Source organism: Streptosporangium sp. NPDC000509 (genome assembly GCF_042898365.1).
In the GTDB taxonomy this organism is placed as follows: Bacteria; Actinomycetota; Actinomycetes; order Streptosporangiales; family Streptosporangiaceae; genus Streptosporangium.
Genome location: NZ_JBIAYX010000030.1, coordinates 56,748 through 82,592 on the forward strand (window position 1 = coordinate 56,748; position 25,845 = coordinate 82,592).

Below are 25,845 nucleotides of genomic sequence, written 5' to 3' on the forward strand. Positions count from 1 at the left end.
GCGGGCCAGGTCGGAGATCCAGGCCGGAGGTGCAGGCGGGCCGGGTCAGAGGTCCAGGCCGGAGCCGCCGAACCGGTCCCGCAGGAACCTGCCCTGGTCGCGCAGCGCCTGCTCGTCACCCCGGTAGACCGACTCGGCCACCTCGCGCAGCCGGGTGTCCAGCAGGTCGAGCTGGGCGAGCAGTTCCTCGTGCGCGCTGCGCTCCCGCTCGCCGCGCCGGGTGAGCGCGTAGGAGCGGGGCAGGTTCGCGTACGTCTCCAGGCTGGACGGCAGGTAGTCCCTGATCGTCTGCGACACGATGTGCAGGTGGTCGGGCGAGGAGGTGAGCGTGTCCGCCCGCCGGAGGATGTCGCGCAGCACCTCGGCGAGCGCGCCGACCCGCCTCACCACGTCGTCGGGGAACCGGTTCCCGTCGACCTTGGCCGACAGGGCGGCGAGGTCGGTTTCCAACTGCCGGGACTCCACCTCCGCGTGCGAGATGGTGAGCCTCACCCGGTCGGCCGGGGCCAGCAGCGCCCCGACGCCGTACAGCCCGGCGACCACGACGGGCCAGAACGTCCCGGCGACGCCGAGGAAGACCAGGACCACTCCGACCAGGGCGAGGACGCATCCGGTGATGTTCCTGGTCGACCCGGCGTAGGCGAGGATCCGCCTCAGCGGGCTACTGGTAGCCACGGATCTCCTTGAAGGCCGCGGCCAGCGACCCCTGCCGGGCGTCGAAGGTCGCTCCGCCGGTGAGTTCGGCGATCCGTTTCATCTCGTCGACGTCGCTGTCGCCGAAGAGCACGACGAACGTCCGGAACTTCACGGGCAGTGCGGCGTAGTAGTCGGCGAAGTCGTTGTAGGAGGCGCCGTCGGTGTTCTCGCCGTCCGTCATCAGCACGATCGAGGTGAAGTCCTCCGACGGCGACGACCGGATCTGCTCGTAGGCGGCCCGCAGGCTGTCGAAGATCGCGGTCCCGCCCTCGGCCCGCAGCCCCTCGCCGTACGAGCGGATCTGCCGGAGCACCGGTTCGGGGTCGCGGTCGGGCAGCGTGAAGGTCCGCGGGCTGCCGGGGGCCGTGTTGAACGGGATCATCGTCACCGTCTCGCGGTCGTGGAAGCGCGAGAACGACCCACTGGCGGAGGTGTCGGCGCCCGACAGCGCGGTCAGCGCCTGCTTGAGCGCGTCGATCCGCCCTCCTGCCATCGAGCCGGAGGTGTCCAGCACGAACAGGGTCCGCGAGGGCCTGCGCACCTGGTTGAGGTAGGCGCCGATCAGTCTGTCGGCCGCATCGCGCCGGTTGGGGAAGGGCAGCTCCACCGGCGACGCGGTCCCGAAGCGCGCCTCCGGCCTCACCTCGGGGACGATGGGCCTGCGATGGGTGGTGGTCATGATCTCCCGCTGGATCTCCGGCGTGCGCAGCCAGGCGGCGAGCTTCCCGTACAGCTCCTTCTTCTCCGGGGGTGCGGAGCTCAGGAGCGTGAGCGGGTAGTCGGCCGTCACCACCCCGTCGCCCGGGTAGACCAGCGTGAGCGGCTCGGAGAGTTTTCCCGAGGCGTTGAGGCCGAGCAGCACGGACTCGTAGTTCACCAGCCCGTCCACCCCGCCCTCCCTGGCGTACGCGTCCGCGAGCCAGCCGGAGGAGCCGGAGGTGAGCGTCTGTGCCGAGAAGAACTCCTTCAGCCTGGGGGTCACCGCGTCGATCTGGGCCTCCTCCAGGGCCTCGCCCGCGTCGGAGAGCGCCGCCGTCACGCCGACCAGCGCCGAGAATCCGGAGTTGGACGCCGCGGGGCTGGTCATGCCGAAGGTGAACCTCCCCGCGCGTGCGGCCGAGGCGATGTCGTTCCAGGTCACGGTCTTGCCGTCCCAGCCGAGTTCGCGGGCCTTGGACGCCTTCAGCCCGAGCAGCACGGGCGAGACCATGATCTTGGTCTGGGTCGAGAGCCGCGCGGACGCCCCTTCGATCAGCGACAGGTAGCGGTTGGAGGAGAACCAGGTCGCGTCGTACCGCCCGTCCGCGCCGCCGCCCGCCACCTGGTCGGCCCCGTCGAGCGTTCCGGCGTACGACAGGGCGACCCGCACGCCGACGGCCTCCCCGGCCCGCCTGAGCAGCGGTTCCAGGTCGCCGACCTCGCTTCCCGCGAGGACGCGCAGCACGTCCGGGCCATCCGCGGCGGTGCCGGGGGTTTCTGTGGTGCCGGTCCCGCCGCACGCGACCGACGCCGTCAGCAGGACGAGCACGGCGAGCGCCCACCCGAGCCGGCGGGCACCCGCCCGCGCGCCGGGTGCCCGCATGACACGGCGGGAGTCGCGCGGCGTCGGCGAGGTGGGGCGGGAGTCGCGCGGGGTGCCGGGTGCGGGTCCGTCCAGGTGGGGGGTACGTGGGATGCCGGGTGCGTGTCCCGCCGGGCGGGGGCCGGGCGCCGAGCCCTTCATCGCGGAAGCTCCTGCTCGTCGCCGCGCCGGGAGCGCTCCAGGTACGTGCGCGCGTGGTCGAGTTCGACGGTCAGGCTGTCCACGGTGATCGCCATGTTCTCCACGGCCTTGGCCTTGAACGTGTCGATCGTGTCCATGGTGGCGTAGATGTTGTCGAACGCCCTGCGCAGCGCGTCCATGTCGACCGTGGTCGACGCCGCCTGGGTCTGGATGTCGGCCGCCTGGGTGCGCAGCATCTCGCTCGTCGCCACGATCAGGTCCGAGGTGGTGGCGTTCAACGCGGTGATCTGGTCGAGCACGAGTTTCTGGTTGGCGAGGGCCTGGGCCACGGTCACCGCCGTGCGCAGCGCCGCGATCGTCGTCGTGGTCGCCCGGTCCACGCCTTTGATGAGTTCGAGGTTGTTCCTGCGGATCAGGTCGAGGGCGAGATACCCCTGGGCGGACACCGCGAGCTGCGTGAGCAGGTCCTGGTGCTTCTGCCGGATGCCGAACAACGCGTCCGAGCGCAGGGCGGTGGCCTTCTCCGGCTCGGCCGCCTCGACGTACATGATCTTTTCTTCCACCGCGGCGTCGAGGGCGGCGGCGAGCAGGGCGTACTCCTGCAGGCGCTTCATCGACTCCCACAGGTTGGTCTTCTCGCCCTCGATGGCCGCGTTGTCCTTGCGCAGCTCGTCCTGTCCGGACGTGAGGGCGCGGATGATGTCGTCGAGGTGTTTCTGCGCCGATCGGTACTTCGCGAAGTAGTCGCGCAGCCTGTCGCCGAACGGGATCAGTCCCAGCAGCTTCCTGGCCGGGGCGGACGTCTGCTTGGGGTCGAGGTCGACGATCGTCCGGCGCAGCGCGACGAGTTGTCCCGCCACCGCCGCCTGCGCGTCCCGGCCCTCGCCCTTGACGGAGGCCAGCGCGGCCACCGGCCGTTTCAGCATGCGGTTCGCCACCTGGGAGGAGGCCCGGATCTCCGAGTCGCCCATGGAGGTGATGTCGTGCACCTTCCGGGTGAACTCCGGCGACCTGGGGTCCAGGCCGCTCAGCTCCTCGGCGAAACCGCGGGCCTTCTCCGCGAGTTCCGCCTCCCGCCCCTCCGGGACCGGCAGCATGGTGGCGGCCTTCTCCGTGGGCACCTTGGCCACGGGTTCTGGCGGGCTGAGCACGAGATCGCTCACGGTGGTCTCTCCTCGAAGCGCTGGGAAGGTGAGTCAGGGGGTGGACGAGGGGACCGCTCCGGACCGGTAGCGCGTCTCGATCGCGGAGATCATGCCCTCCAGCCGCTCGTGGTCGGGGGGTTCCACCACGTCGACCAGGCCGGGAGGCAGCGGCGCGTTCACCTTCGCCACGAGGTCGTCGAACGCCTTGGCGGCGGCGGTGCGGAAGCCGTACCGGGCCGCGAGGCGTCCGAGTTCGGGGTCCTCCTGCAGGAGCCTGCCGACCTCGGTGCCCTGCGCGCTCAACGGTACGAGGGTGTGCTTGCTCAGGACCGTGGGCGAAGGGTAGAGCAGCCGCATGTCAGGACGGATCGAGCCGTCCCCGGCGAACAGCCGCGAGGCGTACTGCGCCTCGTAGATCATGACCATGGGCGTCTTCCCCATCCCCAGGGACAGGTAGTCCTCGAACGGCGCCTCGGTGGAGGTCTCGGAGTATCCCTGGTCGAGGAAGAGGGGGGCGACGGTCCCGGCGACCCTGGCGCCCTGCTCCTCGGAGGTGACCACGTCGTCGCCGTTGGCCACGTAACCGGCGATCGAGAGATACATCGCCGCGGAGTTGGAGGTGCGGATGTCGGTGGTGGTGAGCAGCACGCGTTTGCGTGCCGGATAAGCAGTATTACCCGGTAGTCGGTCCCAGCGAGTGCCTTTAGCCACCATATCCAGATATTTCCGGATATCGAGCACCTGGTAACCCTGCCCCGAGTCCCGTACGACGCCCGCCTTGGTGAGGACCTCCACGATCGGGGTGAAGGTGGCGACCGCCATGGGGGAGGAGAACGGCGCGAACGTGCGCGCGACCCCCCGGTCACGCCTGATCTTCTCGGCCGCCGGAGCGCTGGACGGGAACGCGAAGCCGTATTTCCCCAGGTCCACCGAGGTCGCGATCTGGCGCGACCCGGCGGTGTCGACCTCCACCCGGAGGCCGTGCCCGGCGAAGACCGCCCGCACCATCGGATCGTCGAAGAACGGCTTCTTCTCCGACCCGATCACCCCTCTGACCAGGGTGAGCTCCCGCGTCTCCGCGCCGCCACGGTTGCCCACCACGATCGCCGCCACCACGGCGGCACCGAGGAGCAGCGCCAGCCCGACACCGATCCAACGCTTCATGTGATTCCTCGAAGGCTTGCCCCGTATCGCCATTAATAGCGGCTGTAATCGAATTATGTGATTAATGACGACAGTGCGAAGCGCGGTACCCACAGTTGTATTGACAATTCATCTTCCGTTCACCGATGCGCCGTTCGGTGGGCGCTCACCGTCGCCCGCACCCGGATGGGGGGACGGACGGGCACCGTCCGCTCGCGCGTACCATTCAGCGGTGGAGGTTCTGGAACCGGAGGAGTGGCGGGCTCGGGCGGAGGCCCACCGCCGGCGGATCGAGGTGTGGGCGGAGCCGCACCTGGCGCGCCGGGCGCGGGGCGAGGCCCATCCCATCGAGGACTTCCTGTTCACCTACTACGGGCACCGGCCGGCACGGTTGCGCAGGTGGCATCCGGGCGCCGGGGTGCTTCTGAAGGGGGCGCGCGATGTGGGCCGCGGCTACCTCGACACCCCCGAGGGAGCGACGCTCGACACCGCGACGCTGATGAGCAGGCGCGGCCCCTCCGTCGAGTGGATCATGCGGCTGCTGGCCGCCACCGCGTCACGGCCGGGATACTTCGGCTGCTTCGGCCTGCACGAGTGGGCGATGGTCTACAAGGCCACGGAGGTGCGGCACGACTCCTGGCCACTGCGGCTCAGCGGGGAGGAGATCGCGCAGGTCGTGGAGGAGCGGGGTGTGCGGTGCGGCCACTTCGACGCGTTCCGCTTCTTCACCCCCGAGGCGCGTCCGCTCAACGCGCTGTGGCCGACGAGGGAGCGGCAGCCGGAGCTGGAACAGCCGGGCTGTCTGCACGCCAACATGGACCTCTACAAGCATTCCTACAAGCTCTCGCCCCTGGTCCCCTCGGAACTCGTGGCCGACTGCTTCGAGCTGGCCAGAGAGATCAGGACCCTGGACATGCGCGCCTCCCCGTACGACCTCACCGCGCTCGGCCATCGGGCGATCCGGATCGAGACGTCCGAGGGACGGGCCGAGTACGCCGCCGAGCAGCGGGGATTCGCCGAGCGGGCGAGGCCGCTGCGGCGACGTCTGCTCGACGCGTGCGAACGGCTGCTCGCCGCCGGCCGCCCTTCCTGATTCGCGGGGGCGGGAACGAGGATCTCCCGCCCTCGCGATCTTCGAGCGCGAGGGCCTCGCACTGAAACTTACATTCACCGTGTCTCGCCTCGCTGCGATGGGACCGCAAGGTTTCAGGAGGCAGGGACAGAGGTTGTGAGCATGGCCAGGGCGTATACGCCGAGCGGGGATCCGAAACTTTCTGTGCAGCCTTGACGTATTTCGGTGAGGTTTCCACACTGAGTCCCCAAGGCGTCCTCCTACGGCCAGGTCGGTGGCGCGCGCAGCAGGGCCGTCGCCTGCGACGCCCTGTGGTGTGCCTTTCCGGCCTTTCCGGCAACGGGCGTGACGTCGAACTCACGGGGATGTCCCCCGTGTTTCCCGTGATGCATTTATGGAGGCTCAGGCATGGGCACAAATGCCATCCCCCCACCCGGAGCCCGGCGACCCCTCGGTGGTCTCCGCCGGACCCTGGTCGCCGGTGCCCTCGGCACCCTCGTGCTCGGCACGTTCGCGGCGGTGACGGTGCCGGGTTCGGCCGGCGCATCGAGCTCCGCGAGTGCCGCGGCGACCACGCTCGGCGCGGCGGCCCAGCAGAGCGGGCGATACTTCGGCACCGCGATCAGCGCCGGCAGGCTCGGTGACTCGCAGTACACCACGATCGCGAACCGTGAGTTCGACATGATCACCGCCGAGAACGAGATGAAGATCGACGCCACGGAGCCGAACCAGAACCAGTTCAGCTTCGGCAACGCCGACCGCATCTACAACTGGGCGGTGCAGAACGGCAAGCGGGTGCGCGGGCACACGCTGGCCTGGCACGCCCAGCAGCCGCGCTGGATGGAGAACATGTCCGGCAGCGCGCTGCGCCAGGCGATGATCAACCACATCAACGGTGTGATGAACCATTACAAGGGCAAGATCTACGCCTGGGACGTGGTGAACGAGGCCTTCTCCGACAGCGGCGGCGGACGACGCGACTCCAACCTGCAGCGCACCGGCAACGACTGGATCGAGGTCGCCTTCCGCACCGCGCGCGCCGCCGACCCGGCCGCCAAGCTCTGCTACAACGACTACAACATCGACAACTGGACCTGGGCCAAGACCCAGGGCGTCTACAACATGGTCCGCGACTTCAAGGCGCGCGGCGTGCCGATCGACTGCGTCGGCCTGCAGTCGCACTTCAACAGCGGCAGCCCGTACAACAGCAACTACCGCACCACCATCCAGAGCTTCGCCGCCCTCGGCGTGGACGTGCAGATCACCGAGCTGGACATCCAGGGCGCCTCCCCGCAGACCTACGCCGCGGTGGTCAACGACTGCCTGGCCGTGCCCCGCTGCAACGGCATCACCGTGTGGGGCGTCCGCGACCAGGACTCCTGGCGCTCGGGCGACACCCCGCTGCTGTTCAGCGGCGGCAACAAGAAGCCGGCCTACAACGCCGTCCTGGACGCGCTCAACGCCGCGACCCCGAACCCCACCCCGTCGCCCACTCCCACCGTGACCCCGACCCCGACCCCGACGCCCACCCCGACCCCGACGCCGACTCCCACCCCGGGTACGGGGGCGTGTACGGCGACGGTCGAGACGACCAACAGCTGGCCGGGAGGGTTCCAGACGACGGTGACCGTTCGCGCGGGTAGCTCGCCGGTCAACGGATGGACCGTGCAGTGGGCCTGGCCGGGCGGGCAGAGCATCAGCAGCCTGTGGAGCGGCCAGCACACCGTGTCCGGTTCCAACGTGACCGTCCGCAACGCCCCCTACAACGGTTCCATCGCGGCGGGTCAGTCGACCACCTTCGGCTTCACCGGCAACGGCACCGCGGCCACCCCCACGGCCACCTGCACCAGTCCCTGATCCGATCCCGGTTCGGGCCGGGCCGCGCTATTCGCGGCCCGGCCCGTTCGTCTCGTCACCGAGTCCTCCACGGGAGGCTCGGCCGAGAAACGGCGGGGTGTCCGTGCTCGGACACCCCGCCTTCGCTCATCGCCGGGGCTTCTGCGGGATCCTCGGCAGGACGTTGGGCGGTCCGGTGAACGCCAGGTCGGCCTTGACGACGTTGTAGGCGAGCTTGGGCCGGTAGGACTCGTCGTACAGGGTGGCCAGGCCCTCCGGGGGGTCGGAGAACCAGCCGGGCACCCAGGAGTGCCTGTCGGTGAATCCCCAGACGGTGTAGGCCAGACAGTGCCGGTTGGCGAGGCATGCCTGCAGGAGCACGCTGAAGTTGGCCGCCGACGCCTGGAGGCGGGGGTTGACCTCGTTGGAGTCGCCCGCACGCACACCGTCGGTCATCTGGCTGCGCACGTCCACCTCGGTGAACGCCGTGGCGAGCCCGAGGTCGGAGAAGGCGTCGAGCACCTCCAGCGCCTGGAAGGCGTTGAAGTTGCCGTACTGGGTGCCGAGATGCCCCTGGCTGCCCACGCCGTCGATGGGGACGCCGCTCGCGCGCAGTTGCCTGACCATGTTGTAGACGTACCAGGTCTTGTCCGAGGCGCCGCGATCGCCGAACGCCTCGATGTTGTAGTCGTTGTAGAACAGCAGCGCGCCCGGGTCGGCCGCGCGGGCCCAGCGGAAGGCGTCGGCGATGTAGCCGGGGCCGAGGTGCTGCGCCCAGAAGCCCTTCAGGTGGATCGACGACGGGCTGTCCCACGGGTCGCTGGCCGCCTCGTTGACGACGTCCCACTGCCAGATCTTGCCCTTGTAGCGCTTGACGACGGTGGTGATGTGGTCGCGCAGGATGTCGCGGAGCTGGGTCTTGCTGATCGTCCCGTCCTCGACGCCCTTGGTGAGCCAGGTCGGCAGCTGGTTCTGCCAGACCAGCACGTGCCCGCGGACCTGCTGCTTGTTCTTGCGGGCGAATTCGATCAGCTCGTCGGCCGGCCCCCAGTTGTACACACCCCGGGTCGGCTCCAGCGACTCCCACTTCATCGCGTTCTCGGCGGTGACGGTGGAGAACTGCGAGGCGGTGAGCGCACGGTACTGCGGATCGCTCGCGTCGCGCAGCACGTCCATGTCGACGGCGGTGCCGATGGCGAGGTTGTGGCGGGCGGCGAGTGCGCGCAGGCTCTGCTCGGCGACCTTGGGGGGCCGCTCCTTCGCCTGCACGGGGACGGTGTTCAGCGCACCGGCCAGCATGAGCGTGGTGGTACCGACGATCAGTAAACGCTTCATCGAACTCCCTCGGAATCGGCCCCCGAAATTTTCGGTCAAATGGCGAAAACAATCGTATTAAATCTTTCCTCAAGGAGAAAGGTCAATGCAGGAACCCTGAAACATTTCAAAAGCCATCCAGCGGTTGGATGGATGCCCGGTGGCGATGGCGCGAACGGCATCCCGGTCGCCCGGTCCTGGACGGCCGGTGCATCATGACCGGGCGTACCCCAAGGCGTCATCGTCGGCTTCTCTGTCCCGCACCAGCGCCTCCGTCGTCAAACCTGGCTCGCCGCCGTCTTTCGGACCCGGCCGTACGTCAACGGGCCGGAGTCCGGGCATTGTGGGAAGTGAAACTTTCAGAATCGCCGGTCTTTCGGCGGTCAAGCGGCACCGCTGAACAACCTCGACCACGCAAGCCGAATTTTCGCCGATGAAGAGGCTGATATCTTCTGCGGCGGGAATGTGGTTTTCGCGGGCCACCGCATCCACACGGAAGCGAGAGGCTCGAAACTTTCAGTCACCTCCTTGACGCCTTTGGGGTCTTTTCCCACACTTGGGTGCCGGGCTGGACGCACCGCTTCACTCGATTGTTAGCGCGAACACACGGTGGTCGCCCTTCTCGGACCGACGCCGGCCGTCACGGCGATCACGCTGGGGCCGACGGCGGCCGAAAAGGGGAACTCCCGTCGGCGAGCCAGGTACGCAGCGGGACGAACAGCCATGGAAAGCATTGAGCCGTCTCAGTCAGACCAGCTTCACCTGCTAGAAGCATCCAGATGGCACGATCTCGGGAGGGTCCGTGATACGGATCGTCATGTCAGCCGCTCTTCTCGGCACATCACTGGTGGCCGTAGCCGGGCAGGTCGCAGCCGCGCCTGTGATCACCGTTTCAGACAATGTGCGTTATCAGGAGATGGACGGCTTCGGCGTCTCCACGGCGTTTCGCCGGGGTGAACTGCTGCGTAACCTGTCGACGGCGCAGCAGAACGACATCTTCCGCCTGTGGTTCGACCAGGAGACCGGCGCGGGGCTCAGCATCCTGCGCCTGGGCATCGGCGCCTCACCGGCCGGCAGTCCGTACGACAAGATGGTCTCCATCCAGCCGCAGAACCCCGGTGGACCTGACGCGCCACCGAGATACGTGTGGGACGGCGACGACGGCGCCCAGGTGTGGGTGGCCAAGGTCGCGCAGTCGTACGGCCTGAAGCGTTTCTACGCCAACGCCTGGAGCGCCCCTGGCTACATGAAGGACAACGGAAGCGAGAACGACGGCGGCACCCTCAAGCCCGAGTGGAGGGCGGCCTACGCCCGGTACCTGGCGCAGTACACGAAGTTCTACGCGCAGGAAGGTATCAAGATCACGGACTTGGGGTTCACCAACGAACCCGACTACACGGCGACCTACGAGTCCATGCGCTTCACTCCGGCCCAGGCCGCCGCCTTCGTCAAGGTCCTCGGCCCGGTCGCGACCGACGTCAAGATCGCATGTTGCGACTCCTTCGGCTGGGAACAGGCCAAGGCGTACACCAACGCCATCGAGGCGGACCCTGAGGCCCGCCGATGGGTGTCCACCTACACAGGTCATACCTACGCCAGCCAGATAACGAGCCCGCAACCCGGGAACAAGCGCAGCTGGATGTCGGAATGGGGCCCGGACGGAAGCAGTTGGAACGAGAACTGGGACGACGGGAGCGGCCAGGACGGCTTCACCATCGCCCAGAGCATCCATCAGGCTCTCACCGTCGGCAACGTGAGCGGTTACCTCTACTGGCTGGGGGGCTCTTCGGGAGCCACCCGGGCGCTGATCCAGATCGACCCGGCAGCGCGGACCTACCGCGTGTCCAAACGGCTGTGGGCGATGGCGGCGTACAGCCGGTTCATCCGGCCGGGCGCGGTCCGGCTCGGCACGTCGACGAGCAACTCGTCGCTGAGGGTGTCGGCGTTCCTCAACTCCGACGGTTCGAAGGTCGTCGGGGTGCTGAACACCGGTAACTCGGCCGTCACCTGGGACGGACTGCAGGGCGGCACCACCGCCTACGTCACCGACAACTCCAACTCGCTCACGCGCGCCACGGTCACGGACGGCGCCGTCACCCTCAGGCCGCGCTCCCTCACGACCGTCGTGATCGGCGGGCCCACCCCGACCCCGACGCCCACGCCGACCCCGACGCCGACGCCCACGCCCACGCCCACGCCGACCCCGACCCCGACGCCCACGCCCACGCCCACGCCGACCCCGACGCCGACGCCCATCCCCGGCGGGTGCACGGCGACGATCCAGACGGTGAACGCCTGGGGCGGCGGTTTCCAGTCCAATGTCACCGTGCGTGCCGGCTCAAGCGCGATCAACGGCTGGACGGTGAGCTGGGCCTGGCCCGGCTCACAGTCCATCACCCAGCTGTGGGGAGGCATACGGTCCGGCTCGGGAGCGGCCGTCACCGTCCGGAACGAAACCTGGAACGCCGGCCTCGCCGCCAACGCCACCACCACGTTCGGATTCACCGCCAACGGAACCGCCGCCACACCGGTACTGACATGCGGGGCCCCCTGACCTGACGACGGCGCGCCCCACTCCCCCCGCGTGAGGGGAGTGGGGCGCCCCCTCGTCCGGTTCGCGGCACGGTGGCGGTGCCGACACCGCCCCGCGGGGCCGGACACGAAAGTGTCAGCCCACCCGGCAGGAGACCGTCGGCCAGGTCCAGTCGCCGCCGTGCTGGACGGTGAAGCCGAAGGTGTTGCCGCTGCCGTTGGGACGCATCGTCATGACCTTGCCGCTGCCGTCCCAGGTCGGGCTGCCGTTCCAGGTGGCGGTGATCCGCTGCGCGTTGCGCAGGGTCACCGTGACGATCCAGCTGCTGCTCCCCGAGACGTTGACCGACAGGTTGAACCGGTCGCTCCACTGCTGGCCGGCGGTGATGCCGGCCGTGCAGCTGCCGGTCGGCGGGTTGGTCGGGGTGGTGCCGCCGTCAGGTGCCACGGCCCTGCCGGTGGAGGGGGAGATCATGCCGGCGCACAGGTTGCGGCTTCTGAGGTTCGCGGCGATCTGCGGGATCGCGTTGAGCGTTGTCGCGTACTGGTCGTGCATCAGGATGATCTGACCGTTCTGCAGCCGCCCGGCGGCCTGCACGATCTGGGCCGTACTGGCGCCGTTCCAGTCCTGGGAGTCGACGTCCCAGATGATCTCGGTGAGGCCGAGCTGCTGCGCGACCGATCGCAGGGTGGCGTTGGTCTCCCCGTACGGAGGCCGGAAGAGTTTGGGGGCGGTCCCCGTGGCCTGCTGGATCGCCTGCTGGGTCCGCTGGAGCTCCGACTGGATCTGGGAGCTGCTCATGTTGACGAGGTGGGGGTGGGTGTAGCTGTGGTTGCCGATCCACATGCCGGCGTCCTGCTGGGCGCGGACCAGGGCCTGGTTGTTCTGGGCGTTCTGCCCGGTGTTGAACATGGTGGCCCGCAGGCCGTTCTGCTTCAGGGCGTTCAGCAGGTTGGCGGTGTTGCCGGGGTTGGGACCGTCGTCGTAGGTGAGTCCGACATATCCGGCACTGCAGTCGGCGGCCTGCGCCGCGGGTGATGAGGTCACGGCGAACACCGTTCCGAGAACCACGAGGAGACTCATGACGAGTGAATTCCGGACGCGTGAGCGGCGTCTCCGGCCTCCACTGCCGATGGTCGCGTTTTCGATCATTCTGTTCCTCCACTGGAACATCGATCGGTGAGAACGGACACCGTACGGCTGCGGCGTAACACGTACGGAACGCACGGAACCGCGGTTCCGTCGTCACTCGCCCCGGGTGAGGCGAGCAGGGCCTGTTTGGTGAGTCATTCTGTGGATTGTTACGAAACCTGTCAAGGAAGCATCGAAACGTTTCGGAATCGCCGCCTTGTATTTGATCATCAGGGAGAAGCTTTCATGGAGCAATCCGGCCTCGCTTGATGACGCAATCTCTGCTACCAGGCAAAACGTTCTATCGGCAAAGCTCTAGCAAGATCAGATTTCCGATATGTTTCTGAAACTTATTGACAGTTCGGCGGAGGCGAACCCACACTCTCACCATCGACAGCCCGAAACGCTGCCGATCCGGGTCACTCGCCGCGCGGCCTGGTCCTCCGGCCGTCGACCGTACGACGGCCGGCCAGCCCTGCCGCGTTGTACGACCCCAACGCGTGGTGGACGTCCCCTCGGCCACCGCGAGCCCCGCCGGGTCGTATCACGCTGCCTGCCCCAGCCCTCACGAGGAGGAAGCACGCACATGAACGATGCCCCCCGCAAGAGGCGCGGACGCGGTCGCGTCAGGCTGCTCGTCGGCCGTGCCTGCGCCGTGGCCCTGGCCATCGCCGTGGCGGTACTGCCCGGCCCGGCCCACGCGGCCGTCACCACCAACCAGACCGGCGACAACGGCGGCTACTTCTACTCGTTCTGGACCGACAGCCAGGGCACGGTCTCCATGGAGCTGGGGTCCGGCGGAAACTACAGCACCTCGTGGAGGAACACCGGGAACTTCGTCGCCGGCAAGGGCTGGCGCACCGGCGGGCGCAGGGCCGTGAACTACTCGGGCAGCTTCAACCCGTCGGGCAACGCCTACCTCACCCTCTACGGATGGACGAGAAACCCGCTCGTGGAGTACTACATCGTCGACAACTGGGGCAACTACCGGCCCACCGGCACGTACAAGGGCACGGTCACCAGCGACGGCGGCACGTACGACATCTACCAGACGACGCGGTACAACGCCCCCTCCATCGAGGGCAACAAGACGTTCAACCAGTACTGGAGCGTCCGGCAGTCGAAGAAGACCGGCGGGACCATAACCTCCGGCAACCACTTCGACGCGTGGGCCCGTAACGGCATGAACCTGGGCAGCCACGACTACATGATCCTCGCCACCGAGGGATACCAGAGCAGCGGAAACTCCAACATCACGATCGGCGGCTCCTCCGGCGGCGACAACGGCGGTGGCAACAACGGCGGCGGCAACGGTGGCTGCACCGCGTCGCTCTCCGCGGGCGAGCAGTGGAGTGACCGCTACAACCTCAACGTCTCGGTCAGCGGTTCGAACAACTGGACCGTGACGATGAACGTCCCGTCCCCCGCGAAGATCCTCTCCACCTGGAACATCAGCGCCAACTACCCCAGCGCCCAGGTGCTGACCGCGAGGCCCAACGGTAACGGCAACAACTGGGGTGTGACGATCCAGCGCAACGGTAACTCGACCTGGCCGACGGTCTCCTGCAGCGCGGGCTGACCTCGTGACGACGGCCGCGTAGCGCCGTACCTGATTTTCCGACCGGATGTGCGCTCACCCGGCTCAGGCGGGTCCGGTCGGAAAACGGTGGCCCCGTTTCCCCTGGGGGGGTGAGGCGGGGCCACCGCCATATCCGGACCCTCGTCTCCGGCGGGGCGGAACCGGGGAACCGGCTCCGCCCCGTTGATCAGCTTCCGTAGACCTCGAAGGTGAACAGGGAATAGCCGTACACCGTGGCCCGGGTGGTGCCGTGGATCCGCACGTACCTGGCGGAGGCACTCAGGCCCGTGTGGTCGTCCTCACCGCCGTTGCCGCCGGTCACCGATCGGGCATTGGTCCAGGTCGTGCCGTTCGTCGAGGTCTGGATCTGGTACGCGGAGCCGTAGGCCGCCTCCCACACCAGACGCACCCTGTTGATCGTGTACGTGGCGCCCAGGTCGACCTGGATCCACTGCGGATCGGAGAACGCGCTGGACCACCGGGTCGTCGCCGACGCGTCCACTGCGGCGGAGGCGGGGTAGGTGGCCGACTCCACGCTGGAGGCCGTCGCCGGCTTGTTCAGCGCGAGGTTCGTCGACGTCGTGCCACCGTTGAAGGTGAAGGAGTCGATGTCGAACAGCGACCCCGTCCCCCCGGTGAAGACCAGGAACAGGTTCGTCGTCCCCGAGGGCGGTGTCACCGTGCCGGTGACGTTGACCCAGTTCTCCCAGCCGCCGGTCGGCGCGACCGTGGCCGTGCCGATCACCGTCCCGGTCGCGGAACCGGCCCGCAGGGTGAGCGTGCCACCGGCGCCCGCCGACGCGACCCGGGCGGTGAACGACGTGACCCCGGTCAGGTTGTACGGCGTGAACGAGATCCAGTCCCCGCTCTCGACGTGCCCGACCGCGTTGCCGCCGTTCGCCGACGGCTTGGCCACGATCTGCACACCCTGCTGGGCACTGTAGTGCTCGGCCTGGCGGGTCCGCGGCTGCAGGACGGCCTGCGGCGCGTGGACGGCCGTGGTCGAGCCGGCCGGGGTGTACTCCGCGTCGAAGACGCCGAAGATGTTCGCGTTGGCGTCGTGCTCACCGTCCACGGGAGTCTGGATGGTGCCCGAGCAGCCGGTCGCGCTGGTCATCTGGTGGCCGTGACTGTCGTGGCCGAGAATGTAGTTGATCTTCACCCGGGAGCAGTCGACGGTCGGGGAGTTCGGATCGGTGACGCTGATCTGGAACGGGATCGCGTCGCCGAAGGTGAACACCCGCCCGTTGAGCGGCAGGTTGAGGGTGACCGTCGGCTGCCCGACGCTGATGACGGTGCTCGCCGTGGCGCTGCGACCGGTGTTGTCGCTCACCGTCAACGTCGCCGTGTACGTGCCGTTGGCCGTGTAGGTGAACGACGGGTTGGCCGCGGTCGAGTCGGTGCTGCCGTTCGTCGTGAAGTCCCACGCGTAGGTGATCGGGTCGCCGTCCGGATCCGTCGTCCCTGCCGAGCTGAACTGCACGGTGAGCGGCGCGTTGCCGGCCTTCGGGGTGGCGTTGATCACCGGGATCGGCGCCTGTCCGGTGCCCGAGTTGTACTCGATCCTGTACACGGCCGAGTTCGCGTCGCCGCCGAACCAGCCGGTGCCGTAGTCGAGCACGTACAGCGCGCCGTCCGGCCCGAACTCCATGTCCATCACCTGGGTGCCGGTCCAGGCGGGGAAGGGCTCGATCGCGCCCACCCCGCCGCCCGAGGCGAGGGTGACCGTCTTGATCCACCGCCGTCCGAACTCGCCGATGAACACCTTGCCGTTCATCGACGCCGGGAACTTCACGTCGGAGGCGAGCCCGGCGTCGTAGTTGTAGACCGGGGCGTTCATCGGCGACCAGCTTCCGCAGCACAGCTCCGACCGGTCCTGGCCGACCCCGTACGGCAGCCAGGCCGCGCGCGAGGCCGGGAGCTGGGTGATGCCGGTGTTGTTGCGCGAGGTGTTCACCGGCCCGCCGGCGCAGTTGAACGCGGCGCCCGAGGGGCCCGAGGGGAACGTGAAGTCGATGTACGGCACGTTGAACTGCGAGCAGTACGGCCAGCCGTAGAAGCCGGGCTGAGTGATGCGCTCGAACGAGACCGACGCCGCCGGGCCACGGGTGGCGCTCGCGGTGCCCGCGTCCGGCCCGTAGTCACCCAGGTAGACGATGCCGGTGGCCTTGTCCACGTTCATCCGGAACGGATTGCGGAACCCCATCGCGTAGATCTCCGGCCGGGTGTTCGCGGTGCCGGGCGCGAACATGTTGCCCGAGGGGATCGTGTAGCCGCCGGCCGCGCTCGGCTTGATCCGCAGCACCTTGCCCCGCAGGTCGTTGCTGTTGGCGGAGGTGCGCTGCGCGTCGTAGGCGGGGTTGCGGTCGGTCCGCTCGTCGATCGGCGTGTAACCACTGGAGTCGAACGGGTTCGTGTCGTCACCGGTGGACAGGTAGAGGTTCCCGGCCGCGTCGAAGTCGATGTCGCCGCCGACGTGACAGCACATGCCCCGGCTGGTGGGAACGTCGAGGACGGTGACCGCGGAGGCCGCGTTGAGGGTGTGGTCGGCGTTCACCGTGTACCTGGCGAGCCGGTTCACCCCGTTGAACGGGGCGAACTGCGCCGCCGTCCCCGAGGCCGGCGCGTCACCGGCCGGGGTGGACAGCGGCGGCGCGTAGTAGACGTACACCCACCGGTTCGACGCGAAGTTCGGGTCGGCCTTGATGCTCTGCAGGCCCTCCTCGTCGTGCGTGTACACCGGGATGGTGAGCGCCACCTTGGTGTTGCCCAGCACGTCGGTGTAGCGGATCGTGCCGTCGCGCGAGGTGTGCAGCACGCCCCGGTTGGGCAGGACGGTGAGGCCCATCGGCTCGCCGGTCTCCGCCGCACCCTTGGCGAGCGTCACCTGGGTGTAGCCGGGCGCCGCGAGCGCCACCGCGGTCGAGGCGGTGTTCTCGGTGGTGTTCGGTGCGGCCTGCGCCGGTGGGGGAGCCAGGCTGAGGGCTGTCGCCAGTACGGCGACGCAAGAGACGAGTTTTCTTAGCATGATCGGCGGTGCTCGCTTCCTGTGGTACGAGTCCATGCGGGCGTGCGCCGATCACGCCGGCGACGCGGAGAGGTGGGGAATCCCTCGGCGACGTCGCTCGGACAAACTGTGACTGCTATTGGTAAAACAGTCAATAAGCTGCTGTCAGGAAATGTGAGGCAGGTCACTTTCGAGCACTGCGTGATCGAAGTGCGCCGTTCGGTGAGCATGGGCGAGCGCGTCGAGAGCATCACGAAGATGGCCGTCGCCGGTGACCACGGCGCGAGGAAACGGGGGGCGGAACCGGATCGGCAGGGGAGGAAACGAGGGGGTGGGACCGGGACGACAGGAGGGGAAACGGGGAGGTGGGACCGGGTCGGCAGGAGCGGTCGGCGTCCGCCCCCGCCGACCCGGCTATCCCCCTGTGACGGCGGCACGGCACCCTCGGGTGCCGCGTCGGCCGTCAGCGGGTCATGGTGGGAGAGATCGGTAGCAGCATGACGACCTCCAGGCCGTTCGAGGGGGGTGAGTGGGCGAGGGGGCCGGCTCCCGGTCACTCCGATTTCGGCCCGACGACCGCGCGCCCGCGCGGCGGTTCGATCCGCCCACCGACCTCGGCCTCGGGTGGTGCCCCTTGCCGTGCGGGGGGCGAAGATCGAGATGCTGCGTTCTCAATCGCCGCACCTCCCGAACTTTCGCCAACTTCGCGGCTCATTCTGGTGTGAGCTTAAAATGTTACGTACCGACTGTCCAGATGTTACGGCCGAACCCGTAGAACTTTTGTTGTTTTCCGACGGAAGTTCAGTGCCATCAATGGAAACTCCACCCGCGCGAACACAGAAAACCGCAGGTGCAGGAACAACCGCCGAGTAGTGACTACAAGTCCTCATCCCCCTGCGAGGGGTCGCAACGTGACGCATGATGTTGCGCATCTCGGTGCCGCTGGATCTGATCGGCGCGCGCCCTCGGCAGTCGACGGCGTCGGCGCGTATCCGCGCCGACGCGGGGCTGCCGGCGCGCGTAGACCGTGACTGGCGGTCGGCGCGGGCGTTCTGACTGCGGTAGGGCCGCCTCATCGGCTCGATGACGTCCTCGTCGGGGTCGCGGAGGCAGCGGTAGCGGATCTTGGCGGGTACGACTTTCAGCTGGTATTCCCACACACCGGAAATCTGGTGGTCGTTTCCGTCGTCGCTGGTCCTACGGTCACTCCAACCCGCCGTCATGCCCCCGAGGCGGAGGGAAACATCCCAGCTGGAGGAAACCGTCGATGAACAAACAGGAATTCAAGGTCGTCGGCGCGTCGGCCGTCGGCACGGCGTTCGAGTGGTATGACTTCTTCCTATACGGCGCACTCATCCCCGTGATCGGCAGCAAGTTCTTCAGCGACTACGGTTCGTCGGCGCAGACCGTGTTCGCGCTGCTGACCTTCGCCGCCGGGTTCGTCGTCCGCCCGATCGGCGCGCTGGTGTTCGCGCGGATCACCGACCTGGTCGGCCGCAAGATCGTGTTCTTGATGACGCTGGTGCTGATGGGCGTCTCGACGGTCGCCGTCGGGCTGCTGCCCACCGCGGACGAGATCGGCATCCTGGCCCCGATCCTGCTGGTGACCTGCCGCATCCTGCAGGGACTCGCGGTCAGCGGCGAGTTCGGCGCCGCGGTCACCTACGTCTCCGAGTATGCTCCCGCGCGACAGCGCGGCTTCTTCGTCGGCTGGCTCACCGGTACCACGGCGCTCGCCTTCAGCATGTCTCTGGGTGTGCAACTGCTGGTGCAGGCCATCGTGGGCGTGGAGGCCTTCGAGGCATGGGGCTGGCGGGTGCCGTTCCTCATCTCCGTCGTGCCGCTCGCGCTCTCCGTGTGGATCCGTACCAAGCTGCACGAGAGCCCGCTGTTCCTGAAGATGAAGGAGGAGGGCACCCAGACCAAGGCGCCGCTGCGCGAGGCGTTCGGCTCGCGGGCGCGGGTGCGCATGGTGGCGATCGTGTTCGTGATGGCCGCGACGCAGTCGTTCATCGGCTACCTGTCCACCGTGTACATGGTGACCACGATGAAGACCTACCTCAAGGCCGACTCGTTCACGATCAACGCGATCTTCATGGTGGTCATGCTGATCGGGTTCTTCCTGTGCGTCCTCGCCTGCTGGGTGTCCGACAGGGTCGGGCGGCGACCCGTGCTGTTCGCCGGGCTCGGGCTGGCCGCGCTGCTCACGTTCCCGATCACCGGTTCCATCGTCTCGACCACGAATCCGGATCTCGCCCGGGCGCAGGAGAACGTGTCGGTCACCATCCAGGCCGACCCGGCAGAGTGTTCCTTCCAGTTCAACCCCGCGGGCACCGCCACCTTCACCTCCGACTGCGACCGGGCGCGGAACGTGCTCCAGAGCAACTCGGTCATCTTCGAGCGGCAGGACACCACCGGCCCCACCAAGGTCCTCGTGAACGACACCGAGGTCTCCGGCGGTCCGCAGCTGACGGATGACCTGTCGGCGGCGCTCAAGGCGGCCGGGTATCCGGTCGACGGATCGGGCGGCACGCTCAAGATCGCCGGTATTGGGGACTTCTTCGACGGGCCCGTCCTCACCGTCGCGCTGCTGCTCCTCGCACTGGTCGCGTTCGCGCAGATGGCCCAGGGGCCGGCCGCGACGGCGATGGCGGAGGTGTTCCCGACCCGGGTGCGCGCCACCGCCCTCTCGATCCCCTACCAGCTCGGCGTCGGCGTGTTCGGCGGCCTGCTGCCGGCGACGATGGTCGCGATCGGGGCCGAGGTGGGCAGCATCACCACCGCCCTGTGGTATCCGGTCGGCGCGATGGCGCTGGGCCTGCTGATCCTGCTGTTCACCCTGCCGGAGACCAAGGGCGTGGACCTCGCCGAGGTGCGGCTGGACGGCGACACGGCCGAGGAACCCGTCGCACGCAAGGAGGGCTGACCGCCCCGTCCGGACCGGAGGCGCACGTAAGGAGGGCTGACCGTCCCGCCCCGACCAGAGTCGCACGTAAGCGGCGGCTGACCATCTCGTCCCGACCGGAATCGTACGTAAGGGCGGCTGACCGTTCCGTCCCGACCAAAGCCGCACGCGAGAAGGACTGACCGTCCCGCCTCGACCAGAAAGGAAGACATCATGCCGATCGTCGACATCTCACTGCTGACCGGCCGTACCGAGCCCGAACTGCGCGAGATGATCTCGGCCGTCCACGACGCGGTCGTGCGCAGTCTCGGGGTCCCGTCCGAGTCGGTGCGGGTCCTGGTACGCGAGCTGCCGCCGACCCACTGGGCCGTGGACGGCGAGACGATCGCGGAGCGCAGAGCGCGCTCGTAGAGAACCGGAACGGGCCGGGGCCGATGTCGGCCCCGGCCCGTTCCGCGTCGTCGCTGTCGCCGTCAGTCGCGGAAGTGCGTGCTGGTCCAGCCGCCGTCCACCGGGACGGTGAGGCCGGTGACGAACGCCGCCTCGTCGGACGCGAGGAACGCGACCACCCGTGCGACGTCGATCGGCTGCCCGACCCTGGGCAGCGGGCGCGACCGGGTCACCAGGTCGTCGAAGACGCCCGCGGCGATCTTCGCGCGGGTGGCCGGGGTCTCGATCAGACCCGGCGCCACCGCGTTGACCCGGATGTCGCGCCGGCCGTACTCGGCGGCCATCTGGCGGGTGAGGCTGGAGACCGCGCCCTTGGCCGCCGAGTACGGCGCGGACCCGGCGACCCCGATCAGCGCGAACGCCGAGGACGTGTTGACGATCGCCCCGCCCGCGTCGCCGAACGCGATCACCGCGCGGCGGCTGAGCGCGAACGTCGTGCCGAGGTTGGCCCGCAGGAAGAAGTCGAAGTCCTCGTCCGTGGTGTCCGCCGCCGAGCGGTCTCCGGCCTTGCCCGCGATGTTGGCGAGCACGTTCGGCGCGCCGACGGCCTCGGCGCAGTGGTCGAAGACCCGCTCCGCCGCGCCCGCCGCGGCGAGGTCGACGGCCAGCACGGCCACCTCGTCGCCCGCCGCCGCCACCTCGTCCCGCAGGTCCAGCAGGCCCTTCTCTTCGCGGTCCACGGCGAGCACCGCCGCGCCGCGGGCGGCGAACAGCGCGGCGGTCGCGCGTCCGATACCCGACGCCGCCCCGGTGACGATCGCCGTCTTGCCGCGCAACTGCTCGTTCACGAATTTCCTCCAGAACCTCGATGTGCACCCGGTGTGCACGGAGCGTCATGCGCTCCGATCATGCGTGGTGGCACGGTGCCCGGCCACCTGCGGAGTTCCGCTCAATGAGAACCGGTCCTGGTCACCGGGCCTCTCGTCCGGTCAGCTCTGAGCCATGGACGTACGTGGACTGCGGGTGACCTTCCCCGCCGAGGGAGTCGCGCTGCTGGAGCTGGACCGGCCGCATCGCCGGAACGCGCTGGACCGCACGCTGCTCGACGGGCTGCCCGAGGTGCTGCGCGAGCTGGACGGTGACGCCGCCGTCCGGGTCCTGGTGGTGACCGGGCGCGGCGGCGCGTTCTGCGCGGGCGGCGACCTGGACGTGATCGGCGACCTGGGGAACGAGTCGCCGCAGGACGCGCGGGAGCGCATGACCCGCGAGTTCCGGATAGCCGGACTGCTGCTGGAGTTCCACGCGCCGACCGTCGCCGCCGTGGACGGCGCGGCCGTCGGTGCGGGGATGGCCCTCGCCCTCGGGTGCGACCTGCGGATCGGCTCGCCGGGCGCGGTGTTCGCCAGCCCGTTCATCAAGATGGCGCTGGTCCCCGATTTCGGCGTGTCGTGGCTGCTGGCGCGGGCGGTCGGCGCGGCGCGGGCGACGGAGCTGGCATTGTCCGGGCGGAAGGTCGCGGCGGAGGAGGCCGTGCGGATCGGCCTGCTCGACGTTGTCGTGGCCGACCCGCTCGCGCAGGCGCTCGATCGCGCCGGGCAGCTCGCGGCGGCGCCCCCCGAGGCGGCGAGGGCGACCAAGCGCCTGATCGCCGCGGCGGTCGACGGCGGGTTCGCGGAGGCGGTCGACCGAGAGATCACCGAGCAGATCCGGGCGGTGCGCTCGCCCGAGTTCGGGCGGCGGTGGGCGGAGTGGTCGCGCGCGGTGCGTGGCCGCTGACCGTGTTTCCCACGGAAGCTTCCCACCGTGTTTCCCACCGAGTGGAAAGCGCCCGTTGAGCGTGCGCCGGTCGCACGCCGAGAGTTTACGACACAGCGACGAAGAGGAGGACCGGCAGTGGAATCGTTCGGGCACGTCATCGCGGGTGAGGAGGTCGCCTCGGCCGACGGGACGACGTTCGAGTCCGTGGACCCGTGGACTCGGGAGTCGTGGGCCACGGTGGCTCTCGGCTCGGCCGGCGACGCCGAGCGCGCCGTACGCGCCGCGCGCTCGGCCTTCGACGAGGGCCCGTGGCCGCGGATGAGCTTCGCCGAGCGCGGCGAGATCATGCACCGCCTCGCCGACCTGGTGGAGAAGCACGTCGACGAGCTGGCGGCGGCCGACACCGCGGACATGGGCAAGCCGATCACCCAGACCGCGGGCCACGACGTCCCCCGCGCGGCGCGGAACTTCCGGTTCTTCGCCGACCACGCCCAGATCACCCCCGCCGAGACGTTCCCGATGCCGACCGGGCATCACGCCTACACCCAGTACGATCCCGCGGGTGTGGTGGCCGCCATCGCGCCGTGGAACTTCCCGCTCATGATGGCGAGCTGGAAGGTCGCGCCCGCGCTGGCGTGGGGGAACACGGTCGTGCTCAAGCCCGCCGAGCAGTCGCCCGCCTCGGCCACCATCCTGGCCCGGCTGGCGATCGAGGCCGGTCTGCCGCCCGGGGTGCTCAACGTCGTCCACGGGTTCGGGCCGAATTCGGTGGGCCAGGCGCTGACCGAGTCGCCGCTGGTCGACCGGATCACCTTCACCGGCGAGTCTGCCACCGGCCGGCTGATCTCCAGGGCCGCGGCGGCCAACCTGACCCCGGTGAGCCTGGAGCTGGGCGGCAAGGGCGCCAACATCGTCTTCGCCGACGCGGACCTCGACCAGGCGGTCGACTGGTCCATCCGGGCGATCTTCAGTAACAGTGGGCAGGTCTGCCTGGCCGGCAGCCGGCTGTACGTGCAGCGCGAGGTGTACGACGAGTTCCTGGCCAGGTTCACCGCCGCGGCCGACGCGCTCGTGCTCGGCGACCCGAAGGACGAGGCGACGCAGATCGGCCCGCTGTCCTCCCAGGAGCACTTCACGAAGGTGGCCGGCTACCTCGACATCGCGACGGAGGCCGGTGCGCGGCTGCACACGGGCGGTCTGGGCGAGGGGTGGGTCGTGCGGCCGACCGTGGTGGTCGGCGCGGGGCAGCGCGACCGGGTCACCCAGGAGGAGATCTTCGGGCCCGTCGTGGTCGTGCTCCCGTTCGACGACGAGGTGGAGGCGGTGACGGCGGCCAACGACACGCCGTACGGCCTGAACGCCATGCTGTTCACCCAGGACCTCTCCCGCGCCCACCGCGTCGCACGCGCGCTGCGGGTCGGCACCGTCTGGGCGAACTGTTTCTTCGTCAGAGACCTCCGCGCGCCCTTCGGCGGCGCGAAGAACTCCGGCGTCGGACGCGAGGGCGGCACGTACAGCCGGGAGTTCTTCACCGAACCCAAGGCCGTCATCATGGAGATCTCGTGACGGGGGCCGCCTCACCGCGACCCGCGCGTCCGATTCGCAAGGAGCAGACAATGACCGACATCCGAGCCGTCAGCACCCGCAACGCACCCACCGTGGGCTTCTCCACGGGTACGGCCGCACCGCTCTCCCAGGCGATCGTGCACGGCGACACCATCTACTGTTCGGGCACCGGGCCGCTTGACCCGGAGACCCGCACCATCGTCTCCGACGACTTCGCCGAGCAGGTCAGGCAGACGCTCACCAACCTGGTCGCGGTCGTCGAGGCGGCGGGCGGTGGCCGGGAGTCCATTCTCAAGTGCACCTGCTTCGTGCGGGACGTGGCGAACTTCCCGGTGTTCAACGCCGTCTACCGCGAGTTCTTCGAGGGCGCCCCGCACTTCCCCGCGCGGACCACGGTCATCGCGACCCCGCACCGCACCGGCGTGCAGGTCGAGGTCGAGTGCGTCGCCGCCGTGATCCGGCGATGACCGACCTGGTCCTTCTCGGTGGCCGGGTGCACACGCTGGACGCGCGTGGCACGGTCGCCGAGGCGGTCGCGGTGACCGGTGGCCGGGTGTCCGCGGTCGGCTCGGACGCCGACGTCGAACACCTGGCCGGCCCGTCCACCAGGGTGGTACGGCTCGCGGGCCGCGCCGTGATCCCCGGGCTGATCGACTCGCACTGCCACTTCGAGAACGCGGGCATGGACGGGTACACCGTGTCGTTCGCGGGCGTCCGCACGCTGGACGCCGCGCTGGACCGGATCGCCACCCTCGCCGCCACCCGCGAGCCCGGCGCATGGGTGCTGGGACAGCCGTGGAATCCGGCGCTCCAGCTCGCCGAGGGCCGCGGGCCCGACCGGCGCGAGCTGGATCGCGCGGCGGGCGGACGCCCGGTCTATCTGCCGGAGGGCCACGCCGCGACGGCCGGCACCGCCGCGCTGGAACGGGCCGGTATCGACCCGGAGGGGCACGACGGCCGGTTGGTCGAGGGGGCCATGCACGCCGTCGCCCGGGTGGTGCCGGCCTGGTCCCGCGAGGAGCGGGCCGCCCAGCTCACCGCCGCCATGCGAGCGCTCAACCGGTGCGGCGTCACCTCGGTCGTGGCGGGCGCGCTACCGCCGGAAGACGTCGAGGCGGTGCGCGGGCTGGCCGTGGACGGACGCTCGACGCTCCGCGTGGCCGCGATGGTCACGCCGACCGGTGAGCTCAATCCGTCGGTCGAGGTCGCGGACTGGGAGGCGGCGCTGGCCTTTGGCCCGCCCGCGCCCATTGGCCATCACTACCTCACCCGAGGTATAAAGCTGCAGGTGGACGGTGGTATGACACTCGGTACGGCGGCCACGCGCGAGCCGTACCGCACCCGTCCCGGCTATCACGGCGAGCTGATCGCCGACCGCGACCGGCTCGCCGAGCTGGTCGGTGCGGCGCACCGCGCGGGCTGGCCGGTCGGCACGCATGTGGTGGGCGACGCCGCGATCGACGTCGCGCTCGATGTCTACGCGGCCACCCGGCATCGGGCCCTCCTGCCGGACGTGCTCATCCACGCCAGCCTGATCCGGCCCGACCAGATCGCCCGCGCCCGCGCGCTGGGCGTCCAGGTGGCCGCGCAGATCCCGTTCCTGTGGCGCAACCGGGCGGCCATCGCCGGTCACCTCGGCGACGCCCGCACCGAGGCCGCCGTGCCGCTGCGCGACCTCGTGGACGGCCTCGGGCTCGACGGTGTCGCGGCCGGCACCGACTATCCGATCAACGCCCTCGACCCGTTCCAGAACATCTACGCGATGACGACCAGGCGCGACGCGGCCGGCGACGTCGTGGGGGGCGCGCAGGCGGTCACCCGGGCGGAGGCCCTGCGCCTCTACACCACGTCCGGCGCCGCGCACACCGGGGAGCAGGAGGTGAAGGGCCGGCTCACCGCGGGCGCGCTCGCCGACCTGGCCGTGCTCGGCGCCGACCCGCTCACCGCGTCCGACGAGCAATTCCGCGCGACCGAGGTCCTGATGACCGTCGTCGGCGGCCAGATCGTGTACGACACCGGCCTGCTCGGCTGAGCAGAACCTCAGGAG

General features: G+C 69.3%; 19 protein-coding genes. 11 read left to right on the forward strand and 8 right to left on the reverse strand.

What is annotated here, in order from left to right; all coding sequences use genetic code 11:
- Positions 1–45: 45 nt before the first annotated feature.
- Genes ACFY3D_RS37385 through ACFY3D_RS37400 form a run of 4 tightly spaced genes read right to left on the reverse strand, consistent with a single transcriptional unit; the run spans position 46 to position 4,728 of the window.
- A complete protein-coding gene (locus tag ACFY3D_RS37385) occupies positions 46–675 on the reverse strand; it encodes a hypothetical protein (RefSeq protein WP_362898210.1) in 630 nt (209 codons plus the stop codon).
- A complete protein-coding gene (locus ACFY3D_RS37390; protein WP_389988986.1) occupies positions 662–2,419 on the reverse strand; it encodes a VWA domain-containing protein in 1,758 nt (585 codons plus the stop codon). Before ACFY3D_RS37390 ends, ACFY3D_RS37385 begins: the two co-directional genes overlap by 14 nt.
- Positions 2,416–3,582, reverse strand: a complete 1,167-nt coding sequence (locus ACFY3D_RS37395) for a toxic anion resistance protein (protein ID WP_389988988.1) — start codon at positions 3,580–3,582, stop codon at positions 2,416–2,418. The genes ACFY3D_RS37390 and ACFY3D_RS37395 overlap by 4 nt, the downstream gene beginning before the upstream one ends.
- 33 nt (positions 3,583–3,615) lie before the next feature.
- Entirely contained in the window at positions 3,616–4,728 is a 1,113-nt protein-coding gene (locus ACFY3D_RS37400) for a hypothetical protein (RefSeq protein ID WP_389988990.1), read from the reverse strand.
- Between the two features lie 211 nt (positions 4,729–4,939).
- On the opposite strand from ACFY3D_RS37400, the gene ACFY3D_RS37405 reads away from it, so the two are divergent.
- Entirely contained in the window at positions 4,940–5,800 is an 861-nt protein-coding gene (locus ACFY3D_RS37405; protein ID WP_362898202.1) for a 3-methyladenine DNA glycosylase, read from the forward strand.
- A 387-nt stretch (positions 5,801–6,187) separates the two neighbouring features.
- Positions 6,188–7,636, forward strand: coding sequence for an endo-1,4-beta-xylanase (locus ACFY3D_RS37410; protein ID WP_389988992.1), 1,449 nt, complete (start codon positions 6,188–6,190; stop codon positions 7,634–7,636).
- A gap of 126 nt (positions 7,637–7,762) precedes the next feature.
- Here the strand turns inward: ACFY3D_RS37410 and ACFY3D_RS37415 are convergent, their stop codons facing one another.
- The gene (locus tag ACFY3D_RS37415; RefSeq protein ID WP_350941702.1) at positions 7,763–8,950 is read right to left on the reverse strand and encodes an endo-1,4-beta-xylanase; all 1,188 of its coding nucleotides are present in this window, start codon (positions 8,948–8,950) and stop codon (positions 7,763–7,765) included.
- An 880-nt stretch (positions 8,951–9,830) separates the two neighbouring features.
- On the opposite strand from ACFY3D_RS37415, the gene ACFY3D_RS37420 reads away from it, so the two are divergent.
- On the forward strand, positions 9,831–11,483 hold the full coding sequence (locus ACFY3D_RS37420) for a cellulose binding domain-containing protein (protein WP_389988994.1): 1,653 nt from the start codon (positions 9,831–9,833) through the stop codon (positions 11,481–11,483).
- Positions 11,484–11,597: 114 nt separating this feature from the next.
- Here the strand turns inward: ACFY3D_RS37420 and ACFY3D_RS37425 are convergent, their stop codons facing one another.
- Complete coding sequence (locus ACFY3D_RS37425) at positions 11,598–12,509, reverse strand: polysaccharide deacetylase family protein (RefSeq protein WP_389988996.1); 912 nt, start codon at positions 12,507–12,509, stop codon at positions 11,598–11,600.
- A 670-nt stretch (positions 12,510–13,179) separates the two neighbouring features.
- On the opposite strand from ACFY3D_RS37425, the gene ACFY3D_RS37430 reads away from it, so the two are divergent.
- The gene (locus ACFY3D_RS37430) at positions 13,180–14,172 is read left to right on the forward strand and encodes a glycoside hydrolase family 11 protein (RefSeq protein ID WP_389988998.1); all 993 of its coding nucleotides are present in this window, start codon (positions 13,180–13,182) and stop codon (positions 14,170–14,172) included.
- Positions 14,173–14,359: 187 nt separating this feature from the next.
- On the opposite strand, the gene ACFY3D_RS37435 is transcribed toward ACFY3D_RS37430, so the two are convergent.
- Positions 14,360–17,200 (reverse strand): carbohydrate-binding protein, encoded by a 2,841-nt coding sequence (locus ACFY3D_RS37435; protein ID WP_389989000.1) that lies wholly within the window; start codon positions 17,198–17,200, stop codon positions 14,360–14,362.
- A gap of 897 nt (positions 17,201–18,097) precedes the next feature.
- On the opposite strand from ACFY3D_RS37435, the gene ACFY3D_RS37440 reads away from it, so the two are divergent.
- The 3 genes from ACFY3D_RS37440 (at position 18,098) to ACFY3D_RS37450 (ending at position 20,495) form a co-directional block, all read left to right on the forward strand.
- Positions 18,098–18,235 (forward strand): hypothetical protein, encoded by a 138-nt coding sequence (locus tag ACFY3D_RS37440; protein WP_389989002.1) that lies wholly within the window; start codon positions 18,098–18,100, stop codon positions 18,233–18,235.
- Between the two features lie 211 nt (positions 18,236–18,446).
- Positions 18,447–20,105 carry an MFS transporter gene (locus ACFY3D_RS37445; protein ID WP_389989004.1) on the forward strand — a complete coding sequence of 553 codons (1,659 nt, stop codon included), beginning with the start codon at positions 18,447–18,449 and terminating at the stop codon, positions 20,103–20,105.
- Between the two features lie 192 nt (positions 20,106–20,297).
- Positions 20,298–20,495 (forward strand): 4-oxalocrotonate tautomerase family protein, encoded by a 198-nt coding sequence (locus tag ACFY3D_RS37450; protein WP_350941691.1) that lies wholly within the window; start codon positions 20,298–20,300, stop codon positions 20,493–20,495.
- A gap of 62 nt (positions 20,496–20,557) precedes the next feature.
- Here ACFY3D_RS37450 and ACFY3D_RS37455 read toward each other — a convergent pair whose 3' ends face one another.
- The gene (locus ACFY3D_RS37455) at positions 20,558–21,322 is read right to left on the reverse strand and encodes an SDR family NAD(P)-dependent oxidoreductase (protein WP_389989007.1); all 765 of its coding nucleotides are present in this window, start codon (positions 21,320–21,322) and stop codon (positions 20,558–20,560) included.
- 154 nt (positions 21,323–21,476) lie between these two features.
- Here ACFY3D_RS37455 and ACFY3D_RS37460 point away from each other — a divergent pair, with 154 nt between their 5' ends.
- The 4 genes from ACFY3D_RS37460 (at position 21,477) to ACFY3D_RS37475 (ending at position 25,830) form a co-directional block, all read left to right on the forward strand.
- Positions 21,477–22,250 carry an enoyl-CoA hydratase/isomerase family protein gene (locus ACFY3D_RS37460; RefSeq protein WP_389989009.1) on the forward strand — a complete coding sequence of 258 codons (774 nt, stop codon included), beginning with the start codon at positions 21,477–21,479 and terminating at the stop codon, positions 22,248–22,250.
- 117 nt (positions 22,251–22,367) lie between these two features.
- Positions 22,368–23,798, forward strand: a complete 1,431-nt coding sequence (locus tag ACFY3D_RS37465) for an aldehyde dehydrogenase (protein ID WP_389989011.1) — start codon at positions 22,368–22,370, stop codon at positions 23,796–23,798.
- A 50-nt stretch (positions 23,799–23,848) separates the two neighbouring features.
- Positions 23,849–24,265: a RidA family protein gene (locus ACFY3D_RS37470; protein WP_350941687.1), complete on the forward strand. Its 417-nt coding sequence runs from the start codon at positions 23,849–23,851 to the stop codon at positions 24,263–24,265.
- Positions 24,262–25,830, forward strand: coding sequence for an amidohydrolase (locus tag ACFY3D_RS37475; RefSeq protein WP_389989013.1), 1,569 nt, complete (start codon positions 24,262–24,264; stop codon positions 25,828–25,830). The genes ACFY3D_RS37470 and ACFY3D_RS37475 overlap by 4 nt, the downstream gene beginning before the upstream one ends.
- Positions 25,831–25,845 lie beyond the last annotated feature (15 nt).

Coding starts and splice junctions, on each gene's coding strand:
- ACFY3D_RS37390 (WP_389988986.1), bottom strand. CDS start 2,419: ATGAAGGGCTCGGCGCCCGGCCCCCGCCCGGCGGGACACGCACCCGGC.
- ACFY3D_RS37400 (WP_389988990.1), bottom strand. CDS start 4,728: ATGAAGCGTTGGATCGGTGTCGGGCTGGCGCTGCTCCTCGGTGCCGCC.
- ACFY3D_RS37410 (WP_389988992.1), top strand. CDS start 6,188: ATGGGCACAAATGCCATCCCCCCACCCGGAGCCCGGCGACCCCTCGGT.
- ACFY3D_RS37415 (WP_350941702.1), bottom strand. CDS start 8,950: ATGAAGCGTTTACTGATCGTCGGTACCACCACGCTCATGCTGGCCGGT.
- ACFY3D_RS37430 (WP_389988998.1), top strand. CDS start 13,180: ATGAACGATGCCCCCCGCAAGAGGCGCGGACGCGGTCGCGTCAGGCTG.
- ACFY3D_RS37435 (WP_389989000.1), bottom strand. CDS start 17,200: ATGCTAAGAAAACTCGTCTCTTGCGTCGCCGTACTGGCGACAGCCCTC.
- ACFY3D_RS37440 (WP_389989002.1), top strand. CDS start 18,098: ATGATGTTGCGCATCTCGGTGCCGCTGGATCTGATCGGCGCGCGCCCT.
- ACFY3D_RS37445 (WP_389989004.1), top strand. CDS start 18,447: ATGAACAAACAGGAATTCAAGGTCGTCGGCGCGTCGGCCGTCGGCACG.
- ACFY3D_RS37450 (WP_350941691.1), top strand. CDS start 20,298: ATGCCGATCGTCGACATCTCACTGCTGACCGGCCGTACCGAGCCCGAA.
- ACFY3D_RS37460 (WP_389989009.1), top strand. CDS start 21,477: ATGGACGTACGTGGACTGCGGGTGACCTTCCCCGCCGAGGGAGTCGCG.
- ACFY3D_RS37470 (WP_350941687.1), top strand. CDS start 23,849: ATGACCGACATCCGAGCCGTCAGCACCCGCAACGCACCCACCGTGGGC.
- ACFY3D_RS37475 (WP_389989013.1), top strand. CDS start 24,262: ATGACCGACCTGGTCCTTCTCGGTGGCCGGGTGCACACGCTGGACGCG.